Origin of the sequence: Silvibacterium dinghuense, from assembly GCF_004123295.1 — a bacterium.
GTDB lineage: Bacteria > Acidobacteriota > Terriglobia > Terriglobales > Acidobacteriaceae > Silvibacterium > Silvibacterium dinghuense.
Genome location: NZ_SDMK01000004.1, coordinates 189,119 through 210,787, shown reverse-complemented (window position 1 = coordinate 210,787; position 21,669 = coordinate 189,119). Strand labels below are relative to the sequence as shown.

Annotated in this window: 15 protein-coding genes; 10 read left to right on the top strand and 5 right to left on the bottom strand. The window is 62.8% G+C overall.

Translation table 11 applies throughout. The features are described 5' to 3' along the window. The first annotated feature begins 214 nt into the window (after positions 1-214). From ESZ00_RS17025 to ESZ00_RS17005, 5 genes are all read left to right on the top strand, one after another. Entirely contained in the window at positions 215-1,903 is a 1,689-nt protein-coding gene (locus tag ESZ00_RS17025; RefSeq protein WP_129209537.1) for an ArnT family glycosyltransferase, read from the top strand. A 109-nt stretch (positions 1,904-2,012) separates the two neighbouring features. Then, complete coding sequence (locus ESZ00_RS17020; RefSeq protein WP_164981578.1) at positions 2,013-2,861, top strand: TIGR03435 family protein; 849 nt, start codon at positions 2,013-2,015, stop codon at positions 2,859-2,861. A gap of 133 nt (positions 2,862-2,994) precedes the next feature. Beyond that, positions 2,995-4,002 carry a DUF5715 family protein gene (locus tag ESZ00_RS17015; RefSeq protein WP_129209534.1) on the top strand — a complete coding sequence of 336 codons (1,008 nt, stop codon included), beginning with the start codon at positions 2,995-2,997 and terminating at the stop codon, positions 4,000-4,002. 432 nt (positions 4,003-4,434) lie between these two features. After that, positions 4,435-4,992, top strand: a complete 558-nt coding sequence (locus ESZ00_RS17010) for a sugar O-acetyltransferase (protein ID WP_129209532.1) — start codon at positions 4,435-4,437, stop codon at positions 4,990-4,992. A 108-nt stretch (positions 4,993-5,100) separates the two neighbouring features. Further along, positions 5,101-5,994: a CPBP family glutamic-type intramembrane protease gene (locus ESZ00_RS17005; RefSeq protein WP_129209530.1), complete on the top strand. Its 894-nt coding sequence runs from the start codon at positions 5,101-5,103 to the stop codon at positions 5,992-5,994. A 353-nt stretch (positions 5,995-6,347) separates the two neighbouring features. Here the strand turns inward: ESZ00_RS17005 and ESZ00_RS17000 are convergent, their stop codons facing one another. Next, the gene (locus ESZ00_RS17000) at positions 6,348-7,052 is read right to left on the bottom strand and encodes a CPBP family glutamic-type intramembrane protease (RefSeq protein ID WP_129209528.1); all 705 of its coding nucleotides are present in this window, start codon (positions 7,050-7,052) and stop codon (positions 6,348-6,350) included. A 361-nt stretch (positions 7,053-7,413) separates the two neighbouring features. Here ESZ00_RS17000 and ESZ00_RS16995 point away from each other — a divergent pair, with 361 nt between their 5' ends. Beyond that, the gene (locus ESZ00_RS16995; RefSeq protein WP_164981577.1) at positions 7,414-7,947 is read left to right on the top strand and encodes a BTB/POZ domain-containing protein; all 534 of its coding nucleotides are present in this window, start codon (positions 7,414-7,416) and stop codon (positions 7,945-7,947) included. Positions 7,948-8,137: 190 nt separating this feature from the next. On the opposite strand, the gene ESZ00_RS16990 is transcribed toward ESZ00_RS16995, so the two are convergent. Further along, positions 8,138-8,773: a hypothetical protein gene (locus ESZ00_RS16990; protein ID WP_129209524.1), complete on the bottom strand. Its 636-nt coding sequence runs from the start codon at positions 8,771-8,773 to the stop codon at positions 8,138-8,140. A 344-nt stretch (positions 8,774-9,117) separates the two neighbouring features. Here ESZ00_RS16990 and ESZ00_RS16985 point away from each other — a divergent pair, with 344 nt between their 5' ends. The 4 genes from ESZ00_RS16985 (at position 9,118) to ESZ00_RS16970 (ending at position 17,098) form a co-directional block, all read left to right on the top strand. Beyond that, positions 9,118-12,606 (top strand): CRTAC1 family protein, encoded by a 3,489-nt coding sequence (locus tag ESZ00_RS16985; RefSeq protein ID WP_129209523.1) that lies wholly within the window; start codon positions 9,118-9,120, stop codon positions 12,604-12,606. After that, positions 12,603-14,402 carry a CRTAC1 family protein gene (locus ESZ00_RS16980; RefSeq protein ID WP_129209521.1) on the top strand — a complete coding sequence of 600 codons (1,800 nt, stop codon included), beginning with the start codon at positions 12,603-12,605 and terminating at the stop codon, positions 14,400-14,402. Before ESZ00_RS16985 ends, ESZ00_RS16980 begins: the two co-directional genes overlap by 4 nt. A 9-nt stretch (positions 14,403-14,411) precedes the next feature. After that, positions 14,412-15,263 carry an RnfABCDGE type electron transport complex subunit D gene (locus tag ESZ00_RS16975; RefSeq protein WP_129209519.1) on the top strand — a complete coding sequence of 284 codons (852 nt, stop codon included), beginning with the start codon at positions 14,412-14,414 and terminating at the stop codon, positions 15,261-15,263. Positions 15,264-15,472: 209 nt separating this feature from the next. Continuing rightward, complete coding sequence (locus ESZ00_RS16970) at positions 15,473-17,098, top strand: CRTAC1 family protein (protein ID WP_164981576.1); 1,626 nt, start codon at positions 15,473-15,475, stop codon at positions 17,096-17,098. A 112-nt stretch (positions 17,099-17,210) separates the two neighbouring features. Here the strand turns inward: ESZ00_RS16970 and ESZ00_RS16965 are convergent, their stop codons facing one another. The 3 genes from ESZ00_RS16965 to ESZ00_RS16955 all read right to left on the bottom strand — a co-directional run bounded on the left by ESZ00_RS16965 (position 17,211) and on the right by ESZ00_RS16955 (position 21,472). Beyond that, positions 17,211-18,812, bottom strand: coding sequence for an NAD(P)/FAD-dependent oxidoreductase (locus tag ESZ00_RS16965; RefSeq protein WP_129209516.1), 1,602 nt, complete (start codon positions 18,810-18,812; stop codon positions 17,211-17,213). Between the two features lie 49 nt (positions 18,813-18,861). Further along, positions 18,862-20,034: an archaeosine biosynthesis radical SAM protein RaSEA gene (locus tag ESZ00_RS16960; RefSeq protein WP_129209515.1), complete on the bottom strand. Its 1,173-nt coding sequence runs from the start codon at positions 20,032-20,034 to the stop codon at positions 18,862-18,864. A gap of 118 nt (positions 20,035-20,152) precedes the next feature. Then, entirely contained in the window at positions 20,153-21,472 is a 1,320-nt protein-coding gene (locus tag ESZ00_RS16955) for an asparagine synthase-related protein (RefSeq protein ID WP_129209513.1), read from the bottom strand. Positions 21,473-21,669: the final 197 nt, after the last annotated feature.

Below are 21,669 nucleotides of genomic sequence, written 5' to 3'. Positions count from 1 at the left end.
GTGCCCGGGTCATTCGTCTCAGAGCGAAAGACCGGTGAGGCACCAGCGGGCGTTGTGGCCGGGCCTTCGCAGCAGTAGCCGTTCATTTTTTAAGAAACATTGATGGTGTGCAGGGTTTTTGACGGGAAGACTCGTGTCCGGATCAGCCTGGAGCGCGAGGTTCTGGTGGTTCCTGTTGTGTATTTCATGCGGTGCTGGCGGGAAGGGCTACGGATTGATCGAGCAGAAAAACGCTGAGCCGAACTGGTTGCAACATATCGAGCGGAGCTGGCTGACCACGCTGATCTGGGGGCTGTGGCTGGCGGCCGTGGCGGCACTGCTCGCCCTGCATGCCGTGCACCTGCGGGCGGATTTCCCGAACTTCTCGCCCTGGATGGATTACGCCAAGTACACCGATGAGGGCTGGTACGGGAAGGCTGCGATCGAGCACGCGGTGCTGGGGCACTGGTATGTGCATGGAGACTTCAATCCCAGCGTGGCGCTGCCGGTGCTGCCGGTGCTGGAGTGGGGGGTCTTCCGCTTTACGGGCGTAAGCCTGGTGGCGGCGCGGCTGATCGTGCTGGCGGCCTTTGCCGGGAACCTGTGGCTGGTCTATGCGCTGGTGCGTGCGGAAACGCGCACATGGGGTGTGGCGCGGCCGATCTCCTCTGCCTCAGCCATGCTGGCGGTGACGGTGCTGGCCTCGAGCGCGTTTCTCTATGCCTTTAGCCGGCTGGCGATCCTTGAGCCGCTGCTGGTGCTGTTTCTGCTGCTGGCATGGTGGCTGGGGCTGGCGCTGCGGCGGGCAGAGAGTATCGCCGCGCAGGCGGTATGCGCGGTAGGCATGGGTTTTGCACTGTGCCTGATGATCCTGACCAAGACGACGGCGATCTTCCTGGTGCCCTCGGTGGTGTGGCTGCTGTGGGACGGGCGGCTGAAGGACAGCGCGCGGAGGACGGCGATGGTGGGCGTGGCGGCGGCTGTGCCGTGGGCGCTCTATTACGGGCTGTTCGTGAAGCCGCGCTACAGCTACGACTATCACTATCTGTTTGCGGCCAACCAGTGGGAGCAGCCGCACTCGGTGCTGGGCTGGGTGGCGGCCTTCTGGTATGCGGTGCATGGCGCGCTGTGGATCAGCAGCTGGCTGTGCGTGCTGCTGCTGGTGCTGGCTGTGGCGACGGCGGTCCTGGCGCGCGGCTTTTGGCGCAGCCGGCTAGTGCAGGCCGCGTGGCTGGCCGTAGCCGGATACCTCTTCTTCATCGGCTGGCATAACAACATGCAGCCGCGCTACTACCAGGTGATCGCCTTTCCTCTGGCGATGCTTGCGGGACTGGCCGTCGCAGCGTTAGCTGCTTCGCGCACGTGGGTTCGTGCCATCCCACCCAAGCCAACACCGGGCCTGGATGGGGCGCCCGCTTCTTTCCCTGACCTGGAGCGTTCGGCGGTGCTGCGGCGCGGACTGGTTGCGGTGGCGATGCTTACCCTCGTGACGGGCTCTGCCTGCGAGGCGTGGCAGATTGCCGGCTGGGCGCGGCATCCGCAATACACCTTTCTGCATGCGGCCGAAGGGGTGACGGCGTATATCAACGCGCACCCGAACGGGAACCGGCTGCTGCTCTCGATCTCCGGCGATGACATTACGCTGATCACGCATCTTCCGGCGATCTGCGACGACTATGGAACGTATGATCTGCCGATGCGCATCCATGCCTACCGGCCGGGATGGTATGCGGCGTGGAACGAGATCGATCCGGGAACGCTGCAGGACCTGAGCACGCAGTATTCGCTCGAGCAGGTGGCGTCGTTCGCGGCCTTCGACGATCCGGACCGCAACCGGCTGATCCTCTATAAGCTGCACCCCCTGCCGCCGAAGCGCCAGACCTTCGACCTGGCGATGGAACGCGAGGAGAATGCAGGAAAGTAAAGCGACGGTGCGGGGGACAGGGTATAGCCGGGAGCGCGGAAAGAGAGGCATGCGTCGGTACAACATGCGTCCACTCAGGTTCCCGCCTGCCGAAGATCGGAAGTGTGCCATGCGGACTTCCGGCTCTCGTGTTCTTTCCGCCATTTTTGTATTTCTTCTCTGCTGCGCGGCATCCTCATGGGCGCAAGCTTCGGCGGTCGCTCAGGGTTCCGGCCCCTGCGGCGCGTTTTCTCTGACCCCTGACAATACGTTGGCCTTTGACGTGGCAGTGATCCGGCCCGGCGATCCTTCGCGGGACCGGGTGCTGTTCAAGGCCAATGACTATGGCAAGTGGGAGGTGGAGGGAGTGACGCTCTCCACCTTGATCGAGGAGGCTTACGGCGTCGATTCCTACCAGGTCGAAGGCATTCCGCCGGGGCTGCGGCAGAAGCGGTTCGATATCCGGGCAAAGACGCTGGCTGCTCCCGGCGGTGGACCGGTTCCCAGGGTCGATCCCAACGAGGCCAAACGTCTGCAGACGCTGCTTGCGGATCAGTTCGGCGTGCGGCTGCATTGCCGGGTTGGAGAGCACAAGACTGCCGTTCTCTACCGCGATCCGAAGCACGCTGCCCCGCCGGTCTCCACGCTGGCGGTCAAGGATGGCAGATGGCGGGAAGGCCATGGCTCCGTGACCGGCAAGGGTGTTTCCTTTCAGGTAGTCGTCCACGAAGCGGGATGGGCTCTGCAGGAGAAGGTGGAGGATGACACAGGTCTCCAGGGCTCCTACGACTTCGATCTGAAGTGGACGCCGCCGGGAGAAACGAGTGATGATCCGGACGCAAAGACCTTCGAACAGGCGCTCTACGAGGCCTTCGGTGTGAGGGTGAAGCACGAGATGCGGCCGCTGGCCGTGCTCGTCGTGGATCAGGCTCATATGCCGCAGCTCGAGGATGGAACACAGGTTTCCGGCAGGTTCTGACCGTTGGATCAGGTCCGGGCCAGTCCCACTTTCGGGGGAGGAACCCGGATGGCTACTTTGCGGGGCCGCCGGGCTTCGATAGCCTGAGGATGCTCTGATCGATTCGCCGCGAGCCTTCTTGCGGTATTGCCTCATGCGGTTTTTCTGCCGGGTCTCGCTGATCCTGTTGCTGTGCAGCGGACTCACCATCCCTGTTTTTGCCACCACGGCGCGTAAGGGCACGGCCCACGGGCGGTCTTCCCATGCCCGGAAGACGGCCGCCTCCGCCCCGGTGAAGGCGACAGCCGGAACGACGAAATCCAGAATGACGAAGAACAGGGCTGCGCATAAGACCGCAAGCGCGAGCGAGCAAGCGGCTTCGACTGCTCCTGCGGCGCGGCACCGTGGTTCGCACGCGGCCGTGGCCGAGCCTGTTGCTGAGCCGGTAAGCGGCCGGCTGGGGCGCAGGGCGCGTCGTCGTGCCGCGCTGATTGCCGCCCATCGGCGGCCGGCACGGATGGTTCCGGCCAAGACCGAGGTCGCCGATGCCATGATTCCGGCGGCGCCGCTGGATCATTGGGCGATTCTGCCCGCGCTGGTCGGCTCGCGTGCCTCGCTGGTGCGGCAGAACGAGCGCACCCAGGCCGACGGGCTGACACGCATCGAGGACGATGCCGAGCTGGACCAGCTGCTGGCCGATCGTGCGCTGGTGGCCGTACCGGTGAGCATGAACCTGCGCATCAACGAGGGACTGCCGGAGAATCGCCGCTACTGCCGTCCCTGGACGGCGCGATTTCTTACCGATCTGGCGCGGGCGCATGCGGCGCGTTTCCATCGCAGCCTGCAGGTGAACTCGGCAGTGCGCACGGTGGAGTATCAGCGGCACCTGATGGAGGTGAACGGCAACGCGGCGCCGGCGGATGGAGACATTGCTTCGCCGCATCTGACGGGCGCGACCATCGACATTGCCAAGAAGGGGCTTTCGACCTCGGAGGTCTCGTGGATGCGGGCCTACCTGTATCCGCTCGAAGAGGCAGGGAAGATCGATGTGGAGGAGGAGTTCTACCAGTCGTGCTTCCACATCACGGTCTACAAGTCGTATGAGTCGGCCGGCCGGCCGAGCCTGGTGCCGGCGGCAGTGCTGGCCGAGCGCGTAAAGTAGCCGCTTCGCGCTGCTGCGCGCAGGGCGAAGCGGCCTTCGGCCTCCGCTCCCTTTGGTCGCGGCGCTACCCGCGCGGCTTTTTGCCTTCGGCCCCCGCTCCCTTTGGTCGCGATTTGGGAACTGTGGGGTGGACCGGAAACGGGTGTCCCATCCAAGCTCCGCTTGGGTGGGACGGTACAACCCTTCGTGACGCGTTTCTCCTGCGAACCCATGTCTCAGAATCGAGACATGGGGCACCCTTGATTTGTCTTTTCTGAAAATTCTTTGCGATCTTTGCGTCTTTGCGCTGAAAAGGGATATTGGCCAGGGTACGGAACCCTCTGTGCTCTCTGTGTCCTCTGTGGTGAATCGCCTTTGTTCTTCCCCACGCAAGCCAACTTCGGGCTTGCATGGGCCACCGTCGTATCTTCGTTTGAGGAGAAAGCAACGGGCATGACGCAGGACAACGGTATCAAGGTGATTCCCAGGCGCACGCCGGAATCGGCGGCCATGGTGGCCAGCGTCAAGCGGGCCATGGCCATTACCCCGGTGTTGAACCGGCTGACCTTCGACGATGCGGAGCAGATCCGGGCCGTGTTCAGCGAACTCATCGGCTGCACGGTGGATGAGAGTTTTTCGCTGATTCCGCCGTTCTACACCACCGGCGGTGAGCATATCCGCGTCGGGCGCAATGTCTTCATCAATCAGAATTGCACCATGTATGACCTGGGCGGGATCGATATTGCCGATGACGTGATGATCGGTCCCAATGTAAGCATTCTGACCGCGGGCCATCCCGTGGAGCCTGCGCAGCGGCGCGCCGCTGTGATTGCGCAGCCGGTTGCGATCGGGAAAAACGTATGGATCGCAGCCGGCGCGATCATCCTCGGCGGCGTCACCGTAGGCGAGAACTCGGTTGTGGCGGCGGGTGCGGTCGTGACCAGGGACGTTCCTCCCAATACCCTGGTTGGAGGAAATCCGGCGAGAGTCATCCGTTCGATCGGCGACTGAAGCTTTTACGGTCTGGCGATGGGCGGAAAGAGACGGTCACCGGATGAAACGATCACGGGACGAGAGGGTCAGCGGTTGCGCTGGCTGCCGTGCCGATAGGATTGGGGCGTGACGAGTCCCTGGCTGCATCCTTCTGTTCTGAGCGCAGCGTTGCTGGCGCTGGCTCCGCTCTTCTGGCTGGGTTTTGTGGGCGAGCAGGGCTGTGCCGGATTGCGCGCGCGGCTGCAGCCTGCGCTGCTGCGTCTTCTGTTGCCTGCGCTGCTGGTGATCCCTTATCTCCTGGTGGCTGTACCGGCGGACTCCTTCCGCTGGTATGGGTGCGGGGTGTACCTGTGCGCTCCGGTGCTGGTGGCGTGCTGTCTTGCATGGGTAGCGCGGCGCGATCCGGAGCAGACCGGCCATTGGCTGGAGTTCGTGGTGCTGCTCGGGCTGGGGCTGGCCGTCGATCTGCGCTGGCTGGAGCCGGCGTGGCCCTCGGGGCTTGCAGCATTCGGAAAAGTTCTATTGCTGGATGCGGGGCTGTACGGCTTTCTGGTGGTGCGCGGGCTCTCCGGCGTGGGTTTCGACCTGCGTCTGCGCGGGAGCGACTGGAAGACCGGCCTCAGAGAGTGGTGCTTCTATGCGCCGATGGCGATTCCGCTGGGGCTATGGCTCGGATTTCTGCACGTGCACTGGCCACCGAAGCATCCGTGGATGGCGGTGCCGATGTGGCTCTTCACCTTCGTGCTGATCGCGCTGCCGGAGGAGATCTTCTTTCGCGGCTGGATGCAGAACCTGCTGGAGCGGCGGATCGGGCGGCGTGGCGCGCTGGCGGTGACGGCGATGCTCTTCGGGCTCTCGCACTTCAACAAGCGAACCCACTTCTTCAACTGGCGGTATGTGCTGCTGGCGGCGCTGGCCGGCATCTTCTATGGGCGGGCGTGGCGGGAGAAGCGGCGGATCGACGCTTCGGCCATCACGCACGCCACCGTAGACACGCTCTGGGGTCTCCTGCTCCGCTAGGACTGCGCGTCCGGCGATTGTGCTTCGCGCTGCTGCGCGCAGGGCGAAGCACAATCGGCCCCCGCTCCCTTCGGCCCCCGCTCCCTTCGGTCGCGCTTTGGGAACTGTGGGGTGGACCGGAAACGGGTGCCCCATCCAAGCTCCGCTTGGGTGGGACGGTACAACCCTTCGTGACGCGTTTCTCCTGCGAACCCATGTCTCAGAATCGAGACATGGGGCACCCTTGATTTGTCTTTTCTGAAAATCCTTTGCGATCTTTGCGTCTTTGCGCTGAAAAGGGATATTTGTCAGGGTACGGAACCCTCTGTGCTCTCTGTGTCTTCTGTGGTGAATCCTTCTTGCATTCTGCGAACTTACCTTTGATTTCTTGCTGCGGTTTCGTGCCCGTGCGGTGCTGGCCGGTGTGGATGGTAGTGCAGGTAGCCTAATCCGGCGCGCATGTGGTGATGCACATGGTTGGGCACGGTGAGGGCGATGGTGATGCCGAGGATAGCGTGGGCCAGGCCCAGCGTGTAGAGGTTGCGATAGCGCAGGAAGAGGATGCAGGAGACCCATCCCCAGGCGAGCGTGAGCGTGGTGAGCAGCGGGTTGGGCAGGTGCGCGAGGGCGAAGAGCAGCGCGGCGAGTACCGCGGGCGCGGCGGCATATCTCGCCGGAACGATGCGGCGCAGGCGGGCGAGGAAGTAGTTCTGCAGGAGGAACTGCTGGACGAAGGCCCAGAGCAGGTATCCGGCGAAGCGGAAATCCAGCAGCATGTGGCCGATGTGGCGATGCAGGGTGTGCAGGTACGCGGCGGCGACTCCGGCCACGAGCGCAAGGCCGAGCGCGAGCGCCGGAATCCAGAGCGAGCGGAGGACTCCGGCGCGGGTCAGGCCGAGCGCGCGCAATGAGGCGCGCCGGGCCAGCGTGAGGACGGCGATCACGGCGAGAGCGATCCAGTAGAAGACGCGCTGCCAGGGATCATCCGTCCAGAGCACGGCAAGGATCAGGAGATATCCGCAGGCGAGCTCGAGGATGTCCCGCATGCGCGATGAGCCGGGCTGGACAGCAGGCTCCATACAGGTTCAGACGGAGTTCCGCCGCTCCGTGTCTGGCAAGTCTTTGACGTTGTATTGCTTGCGGGATCGACGCAGCGCCGCCGGATCGGGTAGCGGAAAAATCGTCCGCAGGACTCAGGGTGGGTTCCTGCGTGGAAAGGCTGCCAACCGGAGGAGAGCGATACCAATCTCTATGAACAGGACGTGAATTCATATTGAGTTTCGCAGCACGAAAGCGAGGCCCACAGGACTGGTATTTATGTTTCTTAAAATGTTTTCGGCTGCAGCCATTGCAGCTTGTTTTGCCGTTTCAGCCCAGGCGCAGCATGCAGATTCCAGTACAGCGGAGGATGCGAGCTCGAGTTCTACCTTGAGCTCGGCGATGACCGCCGCGGCACAGGACCCGCCGGCGCCACGGCCACAGCAGGTGCTGGAGGCCCCGGTTCCCGCTGTGGCTTTTTCGGCAGGCTTCAGCTATCTGCAGACCGATCTGCTGAATACTCCCGGAGTGGCGAATACCTACACCCTCGGGTGGTACGCGATGCCGCAGTACTACTTCACCAGGCACCTGAGTGCGATTGGCGAGTTCGACGACCTGGGGAACTACCACGCGCATGCAGGGGAGAATGTCCGCGCCTTCCTGGGCGGTCCGGAGTGGACCTTTGCGACGATGCACCATGTGCAGCCGTTCGTCTTCACGGAGGGCGGCGCGGTGCGCGACTCGCGCGACAACTATATCAACTGGATGGCCTCGGCCGCTGGTGGCATCGGCTTCAACACCAGGATCTCGAAGTCGGTGAGCTTTCAGCTGATTCCGGCCGAGTACGTGGCCTCGAAGCAGACTGACGGCGACTGGAGCGGGAACCTCATGGCCAAGGCAGGCTTCACCTTCAACGGCTTCCGCTGGAAGCGCTAGGACTGGCCGTCCAGGCCTTTTGCCTTCGGCCTCCGCTTCCTTTGGTCGCGATCGGGGCTGATGCAAGCCAAACCCACGTCTCAACCTCGAGACGTGGGGCACCCGGTTTCTGCTGGAAGTGCCGGTTTTCCTATGAAAGACGATGAAAGAGCGCCGGGCCTTCGGGCCCGGCTTTTTTTATGATTCGCGGTTATTGCGACAGATTGTTCGCCGGAGCGCTGGCGGCAGGCGGATTCATATTGCTGACCTGCCAGCCGTCACTGCCTTTGGTCAGGGTCGCCGTTGCGGTCTGCTGGCCGGAGGTGTCGGTGGCGATCTTGGGGAAAGCCGTGGACATTTCGGTGGATTTGGCCCAGTCGGCGAGTCCGGTCACGTCGGAGTGGTAGTTCACGGTGTATTGCGTTGCGTCGGGGTTGTCGCTGGGCGTGTAGGCATCGATGGACTTCACGGCGAGATGGCCATAGCAGAAGTTGCCATAGCCGGGCTGGGATGGATCGGCGGTCCAGACGGAGCGGCCTTTCTCGGTGAGGTCATAGTTATTGACCTGCTTGGAGCCGATGAGGAACCGCTTTTTCTCCTGCGAGCTGCGCTGGAGGAGGCCGGCATCGGTAAGGGCGTCAAAGCCCCTGGTCTGCTCATCGTTGGAGGTATCGGCCTGGGCCGGGAGCTTGACGGAGCTGGACCAGACGCAGCGCGGAAAGCTGCTGTAGGAGTGGTTGATCGCCGATTCAAAGGCAGTTTTATCGACAAGGTTGGTCTTGCGGCAGCCTGCTCCGAGGAAAAGAAGACTGCAGGCGGTAAGGCAAAGGGCCCGTTTCCATGACATCTCTGAAATCTCCATGAAAATTTGGATGCGGAGCCGCAAGCTGCCAGGAAGCGCAGTCCTCTACTCCTTTTGATGGAGTCATATCTCGTTCCATGGTTGGAAGACCGTGACTGTGTGCGCTCCTTATAGTGGCGGAGCGGAAAGAAGGCACAGCGGTGGTGGGGGTATCCGGGCACGAAGATGTGGAGAGAGATTGCCGGAGGTTTGCGGCAGGCTCCACAATGGATGACTGGATGCGCATGCCCGGTCTTTCTTCTTTTTTTCTGTCTCGTTCTCTGTCCCGCTTTTCTTCGGTCCAGGCGTTTTCCTCGCGGCCTGCTGTGGCGCTGGCCTGCGGAGCGGCTTTGGGTGCGGTTTTGAGCATGGCCGGCTGCCATTCCTCGGAGCATGTGCCGTCGCCGGGCAGCGATGCCTATAGCCGTGCGGTGTCGGACTTCTATGTAGGGCTGGCTGCGCTGCAGGTGGGCGACGACGTGCGTGCGGAGAGCGCGCTGGCAGACGCAACGCAGGTGGCTCCGGGCGAGCCCGCGGTGTGGGTGAACTGGGGCATCCTGGCGTTAAGGCAGAGAAATTTCGACATGGCGGCGGAGCGGTTGAACCGCGCCGCGAAGCTCGAGCCGCATAATGACCAGGTTTATTACTTGCTGGGTGTGCTCGAGAGTGAGCGCGGCAACACGCAGGCGGCGATTACGAACCTGGGGATCGCATCGGGATTGAATCCGAAGAACGTGCGCGTGGGCTATGCGCTGGCCGAAGAGGTAGAACGGCAGGGGAATCCGGGAAGCGACGGCCAGTATCAGCAGATTCTGCAGCAGATTCGCAGCGTTTATCCCCGCAATGTGATTGCGGAGCTGGACCTGGCGCGCGTGGCGGCAAAGGCAGGCAATGCGCGGCTGCTGCAGGCGATGGTGAAAGACGTGGCTGGCCAGTCGGCAGAATGGCCGGCGGATGCGCAGGCACAGCTGAAGGCCTTGCAGGCGGCAGCCCTGGAGACGGATGTGCGTCCGGCGGCGCGGCGCACGCTCTTTCTGCGCAATGTGCTGATGCAGGTGCCGTCGGTGCGCGAGGACCTGGCCGAGCTGAAACCGGCGGCGGGTGAAGAGGCGCAGCCGATGACGCATCCGTTGAAGATGGCGGCACCGGGCTCGGAGCCTGCGCCGGCCGATATGGCGATGCAGTGGCAGGCACAGCCGTTGAGCGGGGATGCGGCAGCGTGGGCCGGGGCGATTTCGCTGACCGGCGAGGGCGCTCCGGTGACAGCCACGGCGACACCGCAGGAGTTGACGCTGAGTTCGGGCGCGCGGATGGCGTTTCCCGGCTCCGGTAAGGGAGATACGGTGGCCGCGCTCATGCCGGAGAGCGTGCTGCCGGTGGATTTCAATTACGACTTCAAGACGGACCTGGTGCTCACCGGCGCAGCCGGCATCCGCTTCTTCCGGCAGGACACGCCCGCGCAATTTACAGACGTGACCGCGGCGACGAAGCTGCCCGAGGCCGTGCTGCGCGGCGCTTATACCGGCGCGTGGGCCGCGGATATCGAGGCGGACGGCGATCTGGATATAGTGCTGGGCGCGGCTGCGGGGCCGGTGACGGTGCTGCGCAATAACGGGGATGGGAGCTTTGCTGTGCTGCATCCCTTTGCGGGCGTGAACGGGCTGACGCAATTTGTGTGGGCCGACCTGAACGGCGATGGCCTGCCGGATGCGGCGATGATCGATGCGGCCGGAAAGCTGCACGTGTTCATCAATCAGCGGCTGGGCGCTTTTGCCGAGACCGCTGTGCCGATCGATGAGGCGAAGGCCGTCACGGTGGCGGATGTGGGCGGATGGCTTTCTCTGATTGCCGCTACGCCGGATGGAAAGCTGGTGCGGCTCGCGGCATCGGATGCCGATGCCAGCGCGCATCCGCAGTGGACGACGGCGACGCTGGCGACGGTGCCGGATGCGGCGGCGCTGTTTGCCGGACCTGGATCAGGTTCGGTGCGGCTGTATGCGTCGGATATCGACAACAACGGCGCGGTGGACCTGGTGCTGACATCGGTGCTGGCGCCTGTGGGCGGCCATGCTGCCGGTGCGCGCATCTGGCTGGGTGATGAACATGGTCACTATCTGCCGGCGCCGCAGCCGCAGGGACTGGCGAAGGTCTTCGGCATCGCCGACCTGAAAGCCGATGGGCGCATGGCGTTGCTGGGGCTGACGGCGGATGGTCATGCGGCGGCGCTGGTGGCGCAGGGGACGAAGGGCTATCACTGGCAGACGGTGCGGCCGCGCGCGCGCACGGCGACCGGCGATCAGCGCATCAATTCATTCGGCATCGGCGGTGAGATTGAGATTCGTTCCGCGTTGCTGACGCAGAGGCAGGTGATCGCCGGTCCGCAGCTGCACTTCGGCCTCGGCGCGCATACACAGTCGGAGGTGGCGCGGATCATCTGGCCGAACGGCAGCGTGCGCGCGGAGTTCGCGCTCAAGGCCGATCAGCAGGTGTTGACCGAGCAGCGGCTGAAGGGCTCGTGCCCGTTCCTGTTTGCGTGGGACGGCAAGGAGATGAAGTTCGTGGAAGATACGGTGCCGTGGGGATCGGCGCTGGGGCTGCGGATTGACGGCGTGGGCACGGCGGCGATTGCGGCTACCGAGGAGTGGTACAAGATTCGCGGCGATCAGCTTGCTCTGCGGGATGGCTATCCAACGCCGCGCGACGCTTATTACGATCTTCGCATCACCGGCGAGCTGTGGGAGACGTATTACTACGATCATCTGAAGCTGATGGCGGTGGATCATCCGGCGGGGACGGAAATCTTCACAGGTGAAATGTTTGTCGTCCCCGCAGTGAAGCCTGCGGTGACGGCGACGGCCGAGCCGCAGCCGATTGCGCGGGCGACGGACGATCTTGGCCATGACGTGACGGCGACACTGCGCGCGCGCGATGGGCAGTATCTCGATACCTTCGGGCGCGGACAGTATCAGGGCGTGACGCGCGATCACTATGTGGAGCTTGATTTGGGGAAGGATGTGCCCGCATCCGGCCCGCTGTATCTGATCGCGAGCGGATGGCTGCATCCCTCGGACTCTTCGGTGAACGTGGCGATGGAACAGGGCGCGCATCCGGCGCCGAAGCCCCTGAGCCTTGAGGTCGTGGATCGCGATGGGCACTGGCATGTGGCGAAGGCCAACCTCGGCTTTCCGGCAGGAAGAAAGAAGACCTGCCTCATCGATCTGACGGGCGTGTTTCTTCCGGGTGCGCCGCATCAGGTGCGGCTGCGCACGAATCTCGAAATCTACTGGGATCAGATCGAGTGGGCGAAGGGCGCGCCGGATGCGCAGGTACGTGTGACGCCGCTCACTGTCACTTCCGCCGATCTGCATTATCGTGGCTACTCGATGATCGATCAGGCCAACGATTCGTCGCCGGAGATTCCGGAGTACAACAAGCTGATGGCAACGACGCAGATCTGGCGCGACCTGAGCGGCTACTACACGCGCTATGGCGATGTGCGCGAGCTGCTGGCCAAGACCGACGATCGCTACGTGATCATGAACGCGGGAGACGAGATGAGCTTACGCTTTGCTGCTCCCGCGGCGCCGCCTGCGGGTTGGGTGCGGGACTTCATCATCGCAGGCGACGGCTGGGTGAAGGACGGAGACTACAACTCAACCTACTCCGCTACGGTCCAGCCGCTGCCGTATCACCAGCGCACGGTGTATGACACGGCGCCGGGAAGGCTCGAAGACGAGTGGGTGTACCGGCACCATCCGGAAGACTGGCAGACCTACCAGACGCGGTATGTTTCGCCGGAGGGATTTGTGAACGCATTGAGGAGTTCGGACGCACGATGAAACGCGGTCCTGTTGCCCGCCTTGTGCTGGCAGTGATCTTTGTCGGCCTGATTGTGACGCCGCTGGTGGTGAAGCGAATTTCAGCGCGGCGGCGCGCGGAGGCCATGCGGATAAGCCAGGCCGCGGCGCTCGAGCGCTACGGCTTCTATCTCACCGAAGTTTCGCAGCGGGCGGGGGTGCACTTTGTGAACGAGGGACCGACCCTCGATCCGAAGCTCGCGCACATCATGCCGGATGTGGCTTCGATGGGCGCGTCGGTGACGGTGGTGGACTACAACCGCGATGGCTGGCCGGACTTCTACGTGACCAACAGCCGCGAGGGAAGTAAGAACGCCTTATATCGTAACAATCACGATGGCACATTTACGGATGTCGCGCCGGAACTGGGCATCGCGGATGTGAACCAGCCGGGCACCGGCGTTTCGATGGGCGCGGTGTGGGGTGATTACGACAACGACGGCTATGAGGATCTTTATCTCATCAAGTGGGGACGGCCGGAGCTCTTCCACAACGACCACGGCAAGGGCTTTACGCGCGTGAGCGAGCAGGCCGGGCTGCCGCCGTGGATCAACGCGAATACGGCGGTGTGGTTCGACTATGACGGCGATGGAAAACTCGATCTCTTTGTCGGTGGCTACTACAACGAAGATGTCGACCTGTGGCACCTGAAGACGACGAAGATGATGCCGGACAGCTTCGAGTACGCATCGAACGGCGGACGAAAGTATCTCTTCCACAATCTAGGCAAGGGGAAGTTCGAAGAGGTGAGCCAGCAGCTCGGCATCGATAGCCGGCGGTGGGCGCTGGCCTCAGGCGCGGCGGACCTGCTGGGCAATGGGCACCAGGACCTGTTTATCGCCAACGATTACGGGGTTTCGGAGCTTTACTTCTACGACGGCAAGCGGTTCCGTGAAGTGGGCAGGCAGACGGGCATCGGCTTCGCACCGAAGAGCGGCATGGATGTGGCTTTTGGGGACATATTTAACCAGGGTAAGTATTCGGTCTATGTCTCGAATATCTCCGAAGAGGGATACCTGATCCAGGGCAATAATCTGTGGACGCCGAAGGACGGCACCTCGGGCGACGGGATTCAGTATGAAAATCTCGCGCGCGATCTTGGCGTGGAGCTGGGCGGATGGAGCTTCGGTGCACAGTTCGCGGATCTGAATAACGATGGCAATCTCGACCTCTATCTGACCAACGGCAACGTTTCGCTCGATCACGGGAAGAGCTACTGGTACGACTTTGCCAAGGTAGCGGGCGGGAACCGCTCGATTATCGAGGACGCGAAGAACTGGCCGGCCATGCAGGGACGCAGCCTCTCGGGCTATCAGCAGAAGAAGGTGTGGATCAGCGATGGTGCGGGCAAGTTCGAGGATGTGGCGCGTGCTGTGGGCGTGACCGATACTTATGATGGCCGCGCCGTAGCAGTGGCGGACCTGTGGAATCGCGGGGTGCTCGATGTGCTGGTGGCGAATGAGCGCGGACCGGTGCTGATTTATAAAAACACCGTCGCGCCGGGGAACAAATGGATTGAGTTCGCGCTCGAAGGTACGAAGAGCAACCGTTCGGCGATCGGCGCCGAGGTGGAACTGTACTGGAATGGACAGCGGCAGATTCAGCAAATCTCGGGCGGATGCGGCTTTGCTGCGGAGAATGACCGGCGCATACACTTTGGTCTCGGTAAAGACGCGAAGATTGAGAAAGCTGAAATTCGCTGGCCTTCCGGCAAGGTGCAGACGCTCGAAAATCTGACGCCGGACAAACTGTATGAGATCAAGGAGCCTGAGCTGTGAGGACGCGCTATGAGTGAGACGGCTGTGGCTGCGCCGCCAGCGAAGCCGCTGTGGAAGCAGTGGCTCTCGCTCGAGAATCGCTATGTGCCGCCGGTGTTCATCACGATCATCCTGCTGGCGGCCCAGCTCAGCTATGGAGTGCTCGAGAGCTATTCGCGGACGGCGCTGGCTATTGTCACCGCGATTGTGACAGAACTGGTGCTGGGGAAATTTTTCTACGGAAAGTTTCCCAACCTGGCGAGCGCGTATATCTCGGGGATCAGCGTCGGCATCCTGCTGCGCACGCCGGAGTACTGGCCGTTTGCGGTGTGTGCGGCGATCACCATCTTTTCGAAGTATGTCCTGCGCTTTCGCGGGCGGCACCTGTGGAATCCCTCGAACTTCGGTATCTGCGTGATGCTCTTCCTGCTGCCGGAGACGGTGGCGATGCTGGGCATCCAGTGGGGCAACAACCTGGCTGCGATGGCGGTGATCTGGCTGCTGGGCTCGGCTATTATCTGGCGGCTGCGGCGCTTCCACATCACTGCGACCTACGTGATCGCGTTCCTGGTGCTGGCGGTCGTGCGTGCGCGGATGATCCACGAGCCGTGGCAGTCGGAGATTGCGCCCATCACGGGTCCGGAGTATCAGCTCTTCATCTTCTTCATGATTACGGACCCGAAGACGACGGTGCGCTCACGCTGGGGGCAGTGTGCTGTGGTGGTGGCGGTGGCCATCGTGGAGATGGTCCTGAGGCTGCACCAGTCGGTGTATGCGCCGCTGTATGCGCTGTTTCTCGTCGGGCCGCTGGCGTTGCTGCTGGAAATGGGTCTGGATGCGCGGCGCAGGAAGTCGCCTGCGGCCATGACTGCGGCGGCTTGAATATATTGAACATGTGAATTAAAGGGATTTGACGCTTGTTGCTTCGCCGCTTTTTTCCTGTCGTGTGTTGGTTGTTTGTGCTCGTGCTGGGTGGATGCCAGCATGCTTCGTCTCCTTCTGCCCCCGCGTCTTCCCAGCCCGCGAGCAAGCCCGCGTCGCCTTCCGTTGCAACGCAGCCGGCGCCGGCTGCTGCTTCGACTCCCGAGCGGGTGCGGGGCTCAGGTCCGGTGCGCTTTACGGATGTGACCGCTGCGGCAGGCATTCGCTTCCGGCATAACAGTGGAGCCTTCGGCGAGAAGTATCTGCCGGAGACGATGGGCAGCGGCGTGTGCTTTATCGACTACGACAACGACGGCTACCAGGACGTGCTATTCGTGAACGGCAAGGACTGGCCGGGGCATGTTCGGCAGCATTCGACCCCGGCGCTTTATCACAATAATCATGACGGCACGTTTACCGATGTGACGAAGGCTGCACATCTCGATGTCGAGATCTATGGCATGGGCTGTGCGGTCGGGGATTTCGACAACGACGGCTACGATGATGTGTATCTCTCGGCAGTCGGCGGCGGACGGCTCTTTCACAACATGAAGAACGGGACGTTCGCGGATGTGACAGCGAAGGCTGGCGTAGCGTCGCCGGGCTTTGCGACGGGTGCGGTGTGGTTCGACTATGACAACGACGGGCGGCTCGATCTCTACGTGGCGCACTATGTGACATGGTCGGTGGCGACGGACCAGCGCTGCTCGCTCGATGGAACGCACAAGTCCTACTGCACGCCGGAGCTCTACAAGGGCGAGTCGGGGACGCTGTATCACAACGAGGGCAATGGACGATTTAAAGATGTGACGAAGGCTGCGGGGCTTGAGGACGCGACGAGCAAGTCGCTGGGTGTGGCGCTGGTAGACTTCGACGACGATGGATGGCTCGACCTGTTTGTGACCAATGACACACAGCCGAACAAGCTCTATCGCAACAATCACAATGGCACGTTTACGGAGAGCGGCTTTGCGGCGGGTGTGGCCTTCAGCGATGCGGGCAAGGCGCGCGCAGGCATGGGCACGGATGCTGCGGACTATGACCAGTCGGGCCGCGAGAGCCTGGTGGTAGGTAACTTCACCAATGAGAGCATGGCGCTGTTCCATAACGACGGCGGCGGGTTGTTCTCCGATGTTGCGAATGCTGCGGGGATCGCGGGGCCATCGGCGAAGTCGCTGACGTTCTCAAGCTTTTTCTTCGACTACGATCTTGACGGGCTTCCGGATATCTTCGCCTTCAATGGGCATGTGGCCGATGACGTAGCGGTGACGACGCCGACGTTAAGTTATCCGGAACAGCCGTTACTGTTTCGCAACGTGGGGCGCGGCAAGTTTGAGGATGTGACAGCCAAGGTGGGCTCGGCTCTGCGGCAGCCGGTGGTGGGGCGCGGTGCGGCGTATGCGGATATCGATCTCGATGGCGATCTCGATCTGGCGCTGAACGTGAGCAATGGCGCAGCCAAGCTGCTGCGCAACGACGGCGGTAACGCGAACGATGCACTGCGCGTGAAGCTGGTGGGCGTGAAGTCCAACAAAGACGGCATCGGCGCAAAGGTGACAGTGGTGACTGCGCGCGGACTGCGCGTGACCGAGCGGGTGAAGTCGGGTTCAAGCTATCTCTCGCAGAGCGAGCTGCCGTTGACCTTCGGGCTCGGTAAGCCCGATGCGAAGAATGTGGCGAGGATCGAGATTACGTGGCCGAGCGGACGCAAAGAAACGGTGGCCGATGTGGCGCCGAACCAATTTGTAACCGTGGAAGAGGGAAAAGGGATCGTGGCGCGCGAGGCTTTGAAATAGGGACTGGCCGTCCAGGCCTTCCGCCTTCAGCCTCCGCTCCCTTTGGTCGCGATTCGCAGTTTTACGAATCCACGTCTCGGAATCGAGACGTGGGGCACACGGATTTGTTGTCTTAAAAGCCGCAGCGCTTGAGGAGTGCGGAGATCTCTTCCTGCGTGACGCCGAGTTTGTACGCGTTGGCGTAGAGGTCCGCGGCTTCCACCGGGTACCAGTTGCGTCGCGTGGTATCGCATAGCCCGGCTACGTCGATGGGCTCAATCACTCTGTAGATAGATTTGATGAGTGCGGCTGACTCCTGCAGTGTGCGCGGCTGCTGTGCGCGGGCGCAGAGGTCTTTCATTGCGGGGCCGAAGTTTGGGGCATCGTGGAGCAGGAAGTTCGGTGCGAGGTCGGCGCGGCCCAGGCGGCGTGCGGTTTCCGCATAACTCACCGCGGCGAAATAGAGCAGCGAGAGCGCGGCGAAGACAGGGAAGTCGTCGAGGTTGGCGTAGAGCGCGGCGATGAGGTGTGCCGCGGCGAGGAGTTCGGTGTCGGTGGCTTCGGCATACGTGCGCAGGTCTTGCGCGAAAGCGGGCGAGGACCATGTTGCAGGCTCGTGCTGAGAGAAGAGCTGCGCGAGACGGCTGACTCCGAGCAGCGTGAGCGGGAAGCCGGTCGAGAGCAGTGGGTCGACGAAGCCCGCGGCTGAAGGCAGCAGCGCCCAGCGCGGTTGTTTGTTCGGATCGACGATGGCGGCGCTGCGAAAACTCAACTGCGGAATGTGGGTGAAGGCGCGCTCTGGCTTTGCGTGTGCGAATTGTTCTTTCAGTGCGGGAATCTCTTCGAGCAGGCGCTGCCATGCGGGCTGGCCTTCGCGCAGGTTGAGGCGTGCGGCGGTTTCCTGCGTGCAGGCGACGCCGGCGCTGGTGATGCCACCGCCGTTCATGCTGTGGTGGAATTGCAGCACCCACACCCATCCACCGGGAAAGAGATGATGCACGGCTGCCTGATCGATAGGGTAGGGCGGCGGCTGGCCATTGAGGCGGGCGTGGTTTCCGCTCTCGAGCGTTGCTGCACATGTGAAGTGGTTGTAAAGCGCCTCGGTGGCAGGCATGCCGGGGAGTGTGCTTTCGCCGAGCGAGAGCGCGCGATGGAGAAAACCGCGCGGGCCGGTGGCGTCGACGAGAAATTTTGCGCGGATGTGGACTGGATCATCGTGGCGCGTGGCCGTGAGCGTGACGCCTTCGCTGTCGAAGCTGGGTGTGAGGCTATGGACGAGATCGTAGTAGACGGCGCCGTGGCGGACGGCTTCGTTGAGCAGGAAGTGATCGAAGTCGGCGCGGTACCAGTGCACGTCGCCGATGGATTCGTTGGGGCTGGCGGCGACCAGGAGTTGCGAGTCGCGGCCGGAGGATGCAGGCTGGGCTGGCGTGTGGTGGTGGAAGGTGAAGCCGCGCTTGAGGCCGCAGGCGATCTCCGGGTGTTCGCGCCGCCAGCTGCCCCACTTGGAGAAGGCGGCGAGTGTAGGGAGATCGTACTTTGCAGCAAGCTCTTCAAGCAGTAGCGCGGTGAGGGGTGTGGAGCTCTCTCCAATGACGACGCGCGGATGGCTGCCCTTCTCGAGAATCACGACGGAGAGGCCGAGGCGGCGGGCGATCGAGGCGAGGATGCTTCCGGCAAAGCCGGAGCCGGCGATGGCGAGGTCGTAATTCGAGCTTGAGGGTGGTTCTGTCATTCGAGGTCTTTCTGGCACCTGTGTTTTAGCGCTCGCGCCTTCCCACGTCTCAGAATCGAGACGTGGGGCACCCGGGTTCGTGCTGGCTCACACGCGGCTGAATCTGCTGGGTGAGGTTCATCGTCTTTATGCGAGCGATGCGGGCTTCCCGGCATGATTCACAGGTTAAGTGTGTGGGAATGTCCCAGGTATCTAAAAATATCCTGGAGCGTTGCTGGCTCAGTCCGTATTCGAATGCAGCCTCCACGGTGTTGAGGCTGGGTGAGATGAAGTCGCCAGTCGCGGCAAGGGCTTCCATGGCTCCGTTGCCGCCGCGCGTGGTGAGCAGGGAGATCGCGGTCGCGCCGCAGTCGTGGGCGAAGTCGATGGAGCGGCAGGCCCAGTCGAGTGCCTCCGCTGGTGGAACGAACGGTGGCTGCACGAGGAGGAAGACGCGGAGGTCGATGTCGTGCTTGCGGAGCCAGTCGGATGCGCTGCGGAATTGCTCGAGCGTCATGCGCTTGTTCAGCTTTTCGAGCGCTTCAGGGTGCACGGTTTCGAGGCCCATCGCGACTTCGAGCTTGCCGGGTATAAGGTCGCGGAATCGGAGCGTGCGCTCTCCAAGCAGTGCTGGATGGCACTCGACTATGACGCGCTCGAAATGCTGCATACGTGCAGCAATCGCTTCGTCATCTTCCGGCGGAATGGCGCGGGGATCGAAGAAGGAGCCGGCGTTGTAGAGCTTAATGACGGCAGGGTATGGGGGATAGGGTGTAGGGTGTAGAGCTTCATTCCGCTGCGAGGTGTCTTCGCCGGCTTCAGAGACAACCTCAGGTCCCTCCACTTCGCGTTGCTCCGGTCGGGATGACAAGTTGGGGAAGGCCGGTCGGGATGACAGAGGTGGGAGGTGATTGAGGGCGTGGTCGATCTGACTGGGGATGGCTCCGGTGGGCACGGTCGTGGTCAGGGTGTTGCGCCAGAGGTCGCACATGGCACAGCGCCACGGGCATTCTCTATTTGTAAGCAGAATGGTTACACATGGGGCGATGTGGCCGCCGGCGGCCGGCTCCTCTTCGAGAAAGAAGCCGTAGGGCTCGTAGGGCGAGAGTGCGGCGCGATGCTCGGCGATGGGAATGCCGTCGTCGTTGCGCACGCCGGCGCGATGTTCGATGATCCAGCGGTCGCGGCCGGTGGGGGATGCGGGATAGTGCTCTGTGCTGCCTGAGAGATCGCTTTCTCCCACCCAAGCGGAGCTTGGATGGAGCACCCGTTTAGAAACCGCAGGTTCCTCCGCTGCGCTCGCCTTCGGCTCGCTTCGGTCGGAATGACAATCACGGTCATGTGACGGCTCGGCCATGGCGTTACTGGTAGATCGAGAGAAAGCGGCGGCGGTACTCGGCTTCGCGCAGGGGCAGGTGTTGGCGCATGGCTTCCTTCGGGATCGCGCCGTGCTGGAAGCGGCGCTTCTCGTAGACCGGCATCTCGAGGCCGGTGAGAGCGCGGACGCCGGCGGCGACGATTTCGCCCTTGAGCTCGTAGAGGCGCGGCACGCTGTAGTTCGTGATCGCGATGAAGGGCACGGCCTCGGCCACGGCGATGACATTGGGCCGCGTATAAGGGCTGAAGCCGGCGAATCCGTAGTGACGCGCGGGCGCGTAGGTGCGCGTGTAGGAGCGCGAGAGGCCGCCGGAGTAGGTGAGCGAGTGTTTGATGCGACCGACGCCCCAGCCCTCCTGGTAGAGCATCTGGTTGTGCACGACGCTGCGGATGGTGAGCTCGGGATTCTCCTCGATGGGATAGTCCTTGAGGTTCTCGTCGCCGCCGTCGCCGTCGATCAGGTACTTCCACTCGGGGTAGCGCCTGCGGATGCCGCCGAGCAGCGCGAGCGCCATGGTCGCCGACTCCACGTCGAGCGCCTTGTAGTCCTCGGTGATGCGGATGGTCTCTTCGGCATGGAGCGATGCAGGGTCGGCTTCGATGGTTTCGAGAAAGAGGCCGAGGCCAAGCGAGTCGAGGAATGCGCGTGCCTGTTGGAGATCGGGGCCGTCGCCGAGATCGAGCGTAAAGGCCTTGAGGCGCGCGGGGCTCATGCCGAGCTTGCGCATCACATGGTAAGTAACCAGGAAGACCGAGCCCGAATCGATGCCACCGGAGAAGCAGACGCCGATGGGTTGGGACTCGGGGATGGACTGAAGCCACGCGGCGATTTCGTCGGCGAGCGCTGCGATGTAGGCGCGGCCAATCTCGTTGGTGTCAGTCGAGAGCGCGTTCGAGACGGGCGTGAAGAAGCGCGTATACGTGGGGTCGGGATCGGGGCAGCCGATGAGCTGCAGCTCGGTGATGTAGTGCGCGGGCACCATGCGCGTATAGCCGGGATGGAACTGGTCGGCGAGGCCTTCGGTGACGAGCTGCTGATAGATGGCGTCAATGCGCGGAGCGACGATGAGTGCGGGGCCCTCGGCGCGCTTGGCCAGGAAGTAGCGCATGGGGCGGTCGAGCGAGCGGGCCATGCGCACGGTCTTGCCGTCGCGGGCGAGCAGCGCAAAAGAGCCCGAGATGCGGCGGACGCGCTCTGCATCGTTGGCGAGGATCGCAGCACGCGCGTCTTCGACCGACTGGTTGAGGATCTGGTTGTCGTTGGGATCGGTGAGATCGACGACTCGTTCGATGTAGGCTTCCACTGCGGACCTCGTTTGCTGGAAACAGTCTATTGGAGCGGGGATGATGCGGTCAGCAGCCAGTCGTAAATACGGTCAGCCTTTTGTCTCGAGCTCATGCGTTCCCGCCCAGGCGTAGCTTGGACGGAGCACCTTTGATTGTGCCGGTGCGGACAAGTCCCCAACCCCACCGTCGGCGTTCTGTGAACCCATGTCTCAGA

Excerpts from the sequence above, each read along its gene's own strand:
- ESZ00_RS17020 (WP_164981578.1), top strand. The coding sequence starts at position 2,013 with ATGCGGACTTCCGGCTCTCGTGTTCTTTCCGCCATTTTTGTATTTCTT.
- ESZ00_RS17015 (WP_129209534.1), top strand. The coding sequence starts at position 2,995 with ATGCGGTTTTTCTGCCGGGTCTCGCTGATCCTGTTGCTGTGCAGCGGA.
- ESZ00_RS17010 (WP_129209532.1), top strand. The coding sequence starts at position 4,435 with ATGACGCAGGACAACGGTATCAAGGTGATTCCCAGGCGCACGCCGGAA.
- ESZ00_RS17000 (WP_129209528.1), bottom strand. The coding sequence starts at position 7,052 with ATGGAGCCTGCTGTCCAGCCCGGCTCATCGCGCATGCGGGACATCCTC.
- ESZ00_RS16995 (WP_164981577.1), top strand. The coding sequence starts at position 7,414 with ATGACCGCCGCGGCACAGGACCCGCCGGCGCCACGGCCACAGCAGGTG.
- ESZ00_RS16990 (WP_129209524.1), bottom strand. The coding sequence starts at position 8,773 with ATGTCATGGAAACGGGCCCTTTGCCTTACCGCCTGCAGTCTTCTTTTC.
- ESZ00_RS16980 (WP_129209521.1), top strand. The coding sequence starts at position 12,603 with ATGAAACGCGGTCCTGTTGCCCGCCTTGTGCTGGCAGTGATCTTTGTC.
- ESZ00_RS16975 (WP_129209519.1), top strand. The coding sequence starts at position 14,412 with ATGAGTGAGACGGCTGTGGCTGCGCCGCCAGCGAAGCCGCTGTGGAAG.
- ESZ00_RS16965 (WP_129209516.1), bottom strand. The coding sequence starts at position 18,812 with ATGACAGAACCACCCTCAAGCTCGAATTACGACCTCGCCATCGCCGGC.